We start from the raw sequence: 8,694 nt of genomic DNA, 5'->3' as shown, positions 1-8,694 counted from the left end.
GTTCGCGGCGTCCTCGGCGGCCTGGAGCGCCTCGTCGACCGGCTTCTTGCCCGAGATCGCGAGCTGCAGCTCGGAGACGACCGCGGTCTGCACGGCGTCGGACCACGCGAAGATGAAGACGTTCTCGGCATCCGTCGCGGCCTCGACCGACAGACGGTTGGCCTCGTCGAGCGGCGAGTCGCCGGTGATGTCCGTGAACTTGGGGATGTCCAGCGATTCCTCGGTCGAGGGGAAGTTGGAGACCAGCGGGCTGGAGACGAACTCCGTCTGCCACTCCGGGCTCAGCAGGAACTGCGCGAAGGCGACGGCCGCCACGGGGTTCTTCGACGTGGACGGGACGCCGATGAGCTGGCCGTCCTGGAACGCGTGGCCGCGTGCGTCGAACAGCGTGGCGACGCCCGTGACGTCGTACGTGGCCTCGTTGGTGTCCTTGACGTAGCGGAGGAACGAAGCGTTGGTGGAGCCCCACACGACGTCGCCGGCGGAGTAGAGCTGCGTGACGTCCACGTCGCTCGAGAGGGTGTCCTTCGGCAGCGCGCCCTCCGCGTACAGCTCCGCGTACTTCGCCAGCCACTCCTGGATCTTCGGGTCGTCAGCGAACGTGAACTCGGTCTCGTCCGCGTTCGTGATCGCGGCGTTCATGAGCTGCCAGTCATTCGGCACGTGCGTGTACGGGTTCGCCGGGAACGCGTAGTACTCGCCGCCCGACTTCTCGGCGATCTGGCTCGCCATCTCGAGCTGCTCCATGACGGTCGACGGCGGGGCCTGCGGGTCGAGGCCGGCGTCCTTCATGAGGTCCTCGTTGAACGTCTGCAGGCCGTTCAGGCCCCAGTACCACGGGAGGACGTAGTGGTCGTCGTCGCCGGGGAACTTCTGCGACTCCCACACCGACGGGATGAAGGACTCGCCGATGTCCTCCGGGCCCTTGGTGGTGAGGTCGAGCAGGAAGTTCTCGCGGTAGAGCGCGTAGGCCGTCGTCTGGTTGAGGTTGACGACGTCGGGCAGGTCGCACGACTGCGCGTTGGTCACGAGGCGCTGGGTGAACTCGGCGTCGCCCGGGTCGTCCTGCCACTTCACCGTGACGTCCGGGTACTTCTCCTCGAAGGCCGCGATGAGCTTCTCGAAGTACGGGCTGAAGTCCTGCTTGAGCGCCGTGGTCTGGAAGGTGATCTCGCCGGACGGCTCACCCGCCAGCCGCTGGTCGGAGGTCACCTCGTCCGAGAGCTCGCACTTGCCCGCCGTGGTCGGCTTGCCGTCGGCGCCGACCTCGGCGGAGCCGCCACCGATACCGCACGCGGACAGGGCGAGGGAAGCGACGACGACGCCGGCGACGCCGCCCGAAAGCGTGCGGCCGCGGCGGCGCGGTCGGGGCATGAGGGTGTGAGTGGTCATGGTTTCAGCCGTTCCTCGTGAGGTGTCTACCCGACGGTGGGCCGGACCTGGAAGCGGTCCGTGGTGATCCACAGGTGTGGCGGTCGGTGCCGTCGCTCGAGGTCGTTCTCGCGCGGCGTGCTGTGCTGGGTCGTGCGTGGTGGGTCGTCAGGGGCCGCGCAGCTCGGGCCAGGTCCGGACCGGGGCGGCGACCGCGCCGATCCCGTAGACGGACTCCCGCGCGGCCTCGCGCAGAAGGGTCAGTGCGCCGCTCACCACGCCGCCGGCGCCCAGCAGGGACGGGACCACCTCGGTCCGCAGGGGCGACTCCGCGCGGAGCAGCTCCTCGACCTCCGCGGCGAAGCGCTCGGCCCCCGCCGTACCGACCGTCCCGGCGAGGACGACGCAGTGCGGATCGACGACGGTCGAGATCGTGGTGACGACGACGGCGACTCGTCGCGCCGCCTCGCTGCGGAACGTGCGGAGAGCCTCTCCTGGTGCGTCGTCCCGGAGCGCCTGCTCCGGCGAGGTGCCGGCGAGCCCCAGCCCGTCGAGCACCTCCTGGAGCGCCGCCGAGCCGACGAGGCTCTGAAAGCCGGCGGACGAGGAGCCGAGCCGGCCGCCGACCGTCGTCGGCGCGAGGCCGATCTCGCCCGCGTACCCGTGCGCGCCGCGCAGCAGGGTGCGGTTGACGACGGTCGCGGCGCCGATACCCTCGTCGAGGCGCAGGAGGGTGAAGCTCTCGACGCCGGCCGCGCTGCCGCTCTCGGCCTCGGCGAGGGCGGCGAGGTTGACGTCGTTCTCGAGCGCGACGGGGCAGCCGAGCCGTGCGGCGAGCCTGCCGCGCTGCCCCGCACGCCAGGCCGGGTGCCCGGAGACGAAGTCCATGTCTCCCTGGGGGTTCACGACGCCGGGCGTTCCCGCGAGCACCTGCCACAGGTCGGAGGGCTCGATGCCGGCCTCCGCGCTCGCGGCGGCGACCGCTTCCGCCACGGTCTCGACGGGGTCGTCACCGCGCTGCGGGATGCGTACGTCGGACAGCGCGGCCCCGGAAAGGTCGGAGACGACCGCGTGCACGAACCGGCCCGGCTGCATCTCGACGCCGGCGACGTGGCAGAGGTTGGTCACCGCGCGGAAGTGCACCGCGTTCGGGCCGCGCTGGGCCGACGACACCTCGCCGACGGGCGTGACCAGCCCGGCCTCGATGAGCCGGACGACAAGCTCACCGGTCGAGGGCTTCGACAGGCCGGTCGCCTTGCTGATCATGGCCCGGGAGGCCGACTGGTGCTCGAGCAGGAGGTCGACGACCATCCGCTCGTTGACCGACAGGGGCTTCCGCATCATTGCGACCATCTCGTCCGGGCGGCCGGACGGCCGCGGTGATTACTTTTAGTCAGGCTACCTGATGATTAACGCGCTGCATATCCCCTCGACCCTGAAAGATCAGATGACCCCGGTCGCCTGGCAGTCCGCAGAGGTCCACGGACCGATGGGTCCGCAGGTGAGAGCCCGCTCGGCCCCGCGTGCCAGTGCGGTCAAAGTGCCGGGGATCCGTCGCTCCAGCCTGGGCGACGGCGTGCCGAGAAATCCGGCGCACGACAACGGCCGGCCGGTTCCTCTGACGAATCGGGGCACAGCGGGACGAGCAGGCCTCTCCCCGACGCTACGTCGCGGGGGACCGGACCCCGATCGTGAGCAGCAGGTTGGCGTAGACGCGCTGGTCGCCGGTGGCGACCAGCAGGGCGACGTCGTCGGACCGGGCGGCGTCGTAGAACGCGAACCGGTCCAGCTCGTCCCAGCCGACCTCGGCCCCGAGCATCGCCCGGTAGCCGGTGTGCGCGGGGATCTCCTCCCCCGCGGCGACGACGTCGCCCGCCACACCGCCGGGCACCATCACGGCGGCGGACTCGACGGGCACGGCGTCGAGCAGCACCTCGAGCACCTGGTCCACGGTCAGCAGGCCGGGCCTCAGGTTGAGGTGCACGCGCGCGGCGCCCGGCCGGGCGCCCGTGGAGTGCGGGTAGTTCGCGTCGGCGAGCAGCACCCGCGACCCGTGCCCCGCCGCGGCGAGCGCCGCGACGAGGCCCGGGTGCAACAGCTCGTAGCGGAGCACGTCAGCCCCGCGCGGCCGCGGCCGGGACGCGCGCGTCGGCGAACGCGTGCCGCTGGCGGCCGAGGCCGTCGATCTCGACCTCGACGACGTCGCCGTCGGCCAGGTACGGGAACCGGCCGGACAGCGCGACGCCCTCGGGGGTGCCGGTGCAGATCAGGTCGCCCGGCTCGAGCGTCATGTACTGCGACAGGTGGTGCACGATCTCGGCGACGCCGAAGATCATGTCCGTCGTCGACGAGTCCTGGCGGGGCTCGCCGTTGACGGACGACCGCAGCCGCAGCGCACCCGGGTCCACCTCGTCGGCCGGTACCAGCGCGGGGCCCGTCGGCAGGAACGCCGGGCCGCACTTGCCCTTCGACCACTGACCGAGGGAGTCGTCGAGCTGCCAGGCCCGCTCGCTCACGTCGTCCACCACGGTGTACCCGGCGACGTGCGCCAGCGCGGCCTCGGGCGACGGCAGGTAGCTCGCCTGCGTCCCGACGACGATCGCGAGCTCGACCTCCCAGTCGACCTTCTCCGAGCCGGGCGGGATCGGCACCGTGTCGTCGGGACCGACCACCGTGTTCGGGTGCTTGAAGAAGATGATCGGCAGGCGCGGGGGCTCCGCGCCGGACTCCCGCGCGTGCGCGGCGTAGTTCTGGCCCACGCACACGACGGCGGTGGGCCGCGCGATCGGGGCACCGCGGCGCAGGCCGTCCGCGCCGTCGAGCACGGGCAGCTCGCCGGCGGCGAGGGCGGCACGCGTGCGCGCGATGCCGTCGGCGGCGAGGAAGCCGCCGTCGACGTCGCCGGTCAGCGGCCGCAGGTCGTAGGTGGCGCCGTCGGTGGTGACGGCGGGGATCTCCTGGCCCACCGGGCCCAGGCGGAGCAGCTGCATCGATGTCCTCTGTTCTCTCTGGGGGGCGCCTCGATCATGCGCCCGGGTCGTGTCCTGGTCACATCCGTCCCGCCATGCGGGCGGCGGGGCGGACGGGACGTCACGCGAAGGCGTCGGGATGGGCCTCGGGGGCGAGGAGCCGCCGGCCCACCAGGTCGGTCCACAGGTCGGCGGGGACGACGGCGGCGTGCCGGTCCACGGCCTGCCGCACCTGGTCGGCGGTGCGCAGCCCGACCACGGTGCTCGTCACCGCGGGGTGGGTGCGCACGTAGGCGAGCGCGGCCTGCGGCAGCGTGACGCCGTGCTCGGCGCACGCGGCGGCGATGCGGCGCGTGCGGTCGAGCAGGGCCGCGGGCGCCGGGGCGTAGTCGTAGGTCGCGTCGTCGGGCACGACGTCGCGGGCCAGCAGCCCGGAGTTGTACACGCCGGCGACGACGACCGAAGCGCCGCGCGCGGCGGCAGCCGGCAGCAGGTCGGCCAGCGCGGGCTGCTCCAGCAGCGTGAACCGGCCCGCGCACATCACCACGTCCACGTCCGCCTCGGCGACGAACCGCGCGAGCATCGCGGACTGGTTCATCCCGGCGCCGATCGCGCCGACGACACCCTGGTCGCGCAGCTCCACCAGCGCCGGGACGGCCTCGGTGAACGCCTGCTCCTCGTGCTCGTCCGGGTCGTGCAGGTACACGACGTCGACCCGGTCCAGGCCGGTGCGCTCGAGGCTCGCCTCCAACGACCGCAGCACGCCGTCGCGGGAGAAGTCCCACACCCGCCGGGTCACGGCAGGCACGTCGAAGATGTCCTCGTCCTTCTGGTGCGCCGTCTCCGGCGACGGCACCAGCAGGCGCCCCGCCTTCGTCGACACGACGTACTCGTCCCGCGGGCGGCCGGCCAGGCTCGCGCCGAGCCGCCGCTCCGACAGCCCCAGCCCGTAGTGGGGCGCCGTGTCGAAGTAGCGCACGCCGGCGTCCCACGCGGCGTCGACCGCCTCCTGGGTCTCCGCGTCCGTGGTCGCCCGGTAGAGGTTGCCGGCCTGCGCCGCCCCGTAGCCGAGGCCGGTCAGCCGGACCCCGGTCGCCCGGACCTCCCGGGAGGGCAGCGCGCTCACGCCTGCTCCGGCGGGCGCACGCGCAGCTCGTGCATGCCGCCGTCGACGGCGAGCGCGGTGCCGGTGGTCGCGGTCGCGAGCGGGCTCGCGAGGTAGCACACGGCGTGCGCGACGGCCTCCGGGCTCACCAGCTTCCCGGTGGGCTGGCGGGACTCGAGCGCGGCGCGCTCGGCGGCCGGGTCGGGGGCGGCGTCGAGCAGCCGCCCCACCCACGGGGTGTCCACGGTGCCGGGGTTCACGCAGGTCACGCGGACGCCCTCGCGCACGTGGTCGGCCGCCATCGCGAGGGTGAGCGCCTGCACGGCGCCCTTGCTCGCGGAGTACAGGGCGCGCTGCGGCAGCCCGGACCACGACGCGATCGAGGCGGTGTTGACGACGGCGGCGTGCTCCGACGCCCGCAGGTGCGGCAGCGCCGCCCGCGTCACGCGCACGATGCCGAGCACGTTGACGTCGAGCACCCGCAGCCATTCGGCGTCGTCGTTGTCCGCGACCGTGCCCTGCGCGCCGATCCCGGCGTTGTTCACGACGACGTCGATGCCGCCCATCTCGGCGGCCGCGCCCTCGACGGCGGCGCGCACGGCGGCGTCGTCGGTGACGTCGGCGACCTGGGCGCCGGCGCCGTCGGGCACGCCGTCGCGCGTGCGGTCGATCGCGACCACCTGGGCGCCGCGGGCGAGCAGGGCGCGCACGACGGACGCGCCGATGCCGGACGCGCCCCCGGTCACGATCGCGCGGATGCCGGCGAACTCCGGCGGGTTCTCGAGGGGGGCGGTGCTCACGGGTGCTCCTTCGTGCGGGTGGTGAGGTGGTCGACCGCGAGGCCGTAGGTGGCGACGGCGGTGCCGCCGCGCACGGCGGCGCGCTCGTCGTCGGACAGGGACTCCAGCAGCTCGTCGGCGGCGGCCCACCAGCGCCCGTAGCCGGAGGCGAGGAGGCAGACGGGCCAGTCGCTGCCGAGCAGGATGCGGCCCGGGCCGAAGACGTCGAGCGCGTGGTCGGCGGCGGGGCGCAGGTCCGCGGTGGTCCAGGTGTCCCAGCGCGCCTCCGTGACCAGCCCGGACAGCTTTGCGACGACGTTCGGGCGGGCCGCGAGCGCCGCCAGGTCGGCGCGCCAGCCGTCCAGGGCGGCCGGGTCCCCGGGGTGGTCGCCGACGCCGTGCAGCGCCGCGAGGGGCGGCTTGCCCAGGTGGTCGAGCACGAACCGGGTGCCGGGCAGGGCCGCGGCGAGCCGGGCGCACGACGCGAGCTGGTCGGCGCGGACCACGAGGTCGAACGGCAGGCCCGCCGCGCCGACCGCCGCGATGCCGGCGTGCACGTCGGGGCGGTCGAGGTACCCCGGGTCGGGTTCGGCCTGCACCATCGTGCGGATCCCGACGAGGCGGTCGCCGCCCGGGCCCTCGCGCAGCGCGGCGAGGCGGTCCTCGAGCGCCGGGTCGAAGAGGTCGGCCCAGCCCACGACGCCGGCGATGCGCGCCGCGCGCCCCGCGGGCGAGGCGACGACGTCGAGCAGGTCCTCGGTCTCGGCCCAGGTGCTCACGCTCTGCACGACGACGGTCGCGTCGACGCCGTGCGCCGCGGCGGGCAGGTCGGCGGTCGTGAAGTCGGCGTCGATCGCCGCCATCGTCGCGGGGTCGATCCAGTCCTGCGGGTGCCGCGCGCGGACCCACAGGTGGTGGTGCGCGTCGACGACGACGTCGGACATCCGGACTCCCTCGGCCTGCGGACTGATTCATCCAATGTATAGGCGGGTCAACCGCTTGCGCCAGCCCTGCCTTCGCCGAGTATCCTCAGACCGCACGCCAAGACGTCATATCTCTGCGTGCCTGACTCGACCGGCCCCCGAGCCGGACCCGCCGCTCGACGAGGAGTGATCCGCATGACCACGGCCGCCCCGCCCCTGCGCCCCGAGCAGGCGTGGTTCACCGAGGCCCGCTTCGGCCTCTTCGTGCACTTCGGCCTGTACTCCGCGGCCGCCCGGCACGAGTGGGTGATGAGCAACGAGCGCATGACCGTCGAGCAGTACGCACGGTACGCCGAGGTGTTCGACCCGGACCTGTTCGACGCGCGCGCCGTCGCCCGGGCCGCGAAGGACGCCGGGATGAAGTACGTCGTCCTGACCACCAAGCACCACGACGGCTTCGCCCTGTGGGACTCCGCCGTCAGCGACTACAGCATCGCCCGCACCCGCGGGCGCGACCTCGTGGCGGAGCTTGCCGAGGCCGTCCGCGCCGAGGGCCTGCACCTGGGGATGTACCACTCGGTCATCGACTGGCACCACCCCGACTTCACGGTGGACCACGTGCACCCGCGGCGCGACGACCCCGACGCGCACGCCCTGAACGAGGGCCGCGACATGGCGCAGTACCGCGAGTACCTGCACGCCCAGGTGCGCGAGCTGCTCACCGGGTACGGGCCGGTGGACTACGTGTTCTTCGACTTCACGTTCGCCGAGGACAAGGACGGCTGGCGAGGCAAGTACCCGGAGGACTGGGACGCCGAGGCGCTGCTCGCCCTCGTCCGCGAGCTGCAGCCCCAGGCCGTGGTCAACGACCGGCTGGGCATCCCTGGCGACCTCGTCACCCCGGAGCAGTACCAGCCCGATGCGCCGATGCGCGACGACGCGGGCGAGCTCGTCGTCTGGGAGGCGTGCCAGACCCTCAACGGCAGCTGGGGCTACGACCGCGACAACACGCGGTTCAAGGACCCCGACCTGCTGGTGCGCATGCTCGTCGACACGGTCTCCAAGGGCGGCAACCTGCTGCTCAACATCGGCCCCGACGGCCGGGGCGCCATCCCGGCGCGCGACGCCGCCTCGCTCGCCGCCCTCGGGGAGTGGACGCGCCTGCACGCGCGGTCGATCACGGGTGCGGGCCCGGCCGACCCTGAGCTCGCGGCCGCCGTCGCGCCCGGGCTGCCGCCCGGCGTCGTGCTCACGCAGCGCGGCGACCGCCTCTACCTCCACCTGTTCGCGTGGCCCTTCGGACACGTCCACCTGCGCGGGCTCGCCGACCGGGTGCGCTACGCCCAGCTGCTGCACGACGGCTCCGAGCTGCGCACGTCGGTGTCCGACCCGGACCAGAAGGCGTGGAACACCAACCCCGGCGGGCAGCCGCCCGGCACGCTCACGCTGCACCTGCCCACGGCGCGCCCCGACGTCGCCGTGCCGGTGGTCGAGCTGTTCCTGGACGCCTAGCACCCGCGCGGTCGGCGGACGGGCCGGGCCCGCCC

The 8,694-nt window shown here is 73.7% G+C and carries 8 protein-coding genes; 1 reads left to right on the top strand and 7 read right to left on the bottom strand.

All coding sequences use genetic code 11. From position 1 onward, the window contains the following. From ACFWEK_RS15100 to ACFWEK_RS15070, 7 genes are all read right to left on the bottom strand, one after another. A partial coding sequence (locus ACFWEK_RS15100) for an extracellular solute-binding protein (protein ID WP_430554556.1) occupies window positions 1–1,392 on the bottom strand: 1,392 nt, incomplete at its 3' end. A 147-nt stretch (window positions 1,393–1,539) separates the two neighbouring features. Further along, complete coding sequence (locus ACFWEK_RS15095; protein ID WP_430554555.1) at window positions 1,540–2,715, bottom strand: ROK family protein; 1,176 nt, start codon at window positions 2,713–2,715, stop codon at window positions 1,540–1,542. Between the two features lie 319 nt (window positions 2,716–3,034). Then, window positions 3,035–3,484 carry an RbsD/FucU domain-containing protein gene (locus ACFWEK_RS15090; RefSeq protein ID WP_430554554.1) on the bottom strand — a complete coding sequence of 150 codons (450 nt, stop codon included), beginning with the start codon at window positions 3,482–3,484 and terminating at the stop codon, window positions 3,035–3,037. Between the two features lies 1 nt (window position 3,485). Continuing rightward, window positions 3,486–4,361 (bottom strand): fumarylacetoacetate hydrolase family protein, encoded by an 876-nt coding sequence (locus ACFWEK_RS15085; RefSeq protein ID WP_430554553.1) that lies wholly within the window; start codon window positions 4,359–4,361, stop codon window positions 3,486–3,488. Window positions 4,362–4,461: 100 nt separating this feature from the next. Continuing rightward, the gene (locus ACFWEK_RS15080; protein ID WP_430554557.1) at window positions 4,462–5,457 is read right to left on the bottom strand and encodes an aldo/keto reductase; all 996 of its coding nucleotides are present in this window, start codon (window positions 5,455–5,457) and stop codon (window positions 4,462–4,464) included. 5 nt (window positions 5,458–5,462) lie between these two features. Next, on the bottom strand, window positions 5,463–6,245 hold the full coding sequence (locus ACFWEK_RS15075) for an SDR family NAD(P)-dependent oxidoreductase (protein ID WP_430546491.1): 783 nt from the start codon (window positions 6,243–6,245) through the stop codon (window positions 5,463–5,465). Further along, the gene (locus ACFWEK_RS15070) at window positions 6,242–7,168 is read right to left on the bottom strand and encodes an amidohydrolase family protein (protein ID WP_430554552.1); all 927 of its coding nucleotides are present in this window, start codon (window positions 7,166–7,168) and stop codon (window positions 6,242–6,244) included. Before ACFWEK_RS15070 ends, ACFWEK_RS15075 begins: the two co-directional genes overlap by 4 nt. Window positions 7,169–7,342: 174 nt before the next feature. Here ACFWEK_RS15070 and ACFWEK_RS15065 point away from each other — a divergent pair, with 174 nt between their 5' ends. Next, window positions 7,343–8,659 carry an alpha-L-fucosidase gene (locus ACFWEK_RS15065; RefSeq protein ID WP_430554551.1) on the top strand — a complete coding sequence of 439 codons (1,317 nt, stop codon included), beginning with the start codon at window positions 7,343–7,345 and terminating at the stop codon, window positions 8,657–8,659. Window positions 8,660–8,694: the final 35 nt, after the last annotated feature.

The sequence above is a fragment of the Isoptericola sp. NPDC060257 genome (assembly GCF_042726645.1).
GTDB classification, from domain to species: domain Bacteria; phylum Actinomycetota; class Actinomycetes; order Actinomycetales; family Cellulomonadaceae; genus Isoptericola; species Isoptericola nanjingensis.
Note: the sequence above shows the minus strand (reverse complement) of the source record. Positions and strands in the feature narration are given on the sequence as shown.

Bases quoted from the DNA above. Each gene is read 5' to 3' on its own strand.
- ACFWEK_RS15095 (WP_430554555.1), bottom strand. From the start codon at position 2,715: ATGATGCGGAAGCCCCTGTCGGTCAACGAGCGGATGGTCGTCGACCTC.
- ACFWEK_RS15085 (WP_430554553.1), bottom strand. From the start codon at position 4,361: ATGCAGCTGCTCCGCCTGGGCCCGGTGGGCCAGGAGATCCCCGCCGTC.
- ACFWEK_RS15070 (WP_430554552.1), bottom strand. From the start codon at position 7,168: ATGTCCGACGTCGTCGTCGACGCGCACCACCACCTGTGGGTCCGCGCG.
- ACFWEK_RS15065 (WP_430554551.1), top strand. From the start codon at position 7,343: ATGACCACGGCCGCCCCGCCCCTGCGCCCCGAGCAGGCGTGGTTCACC.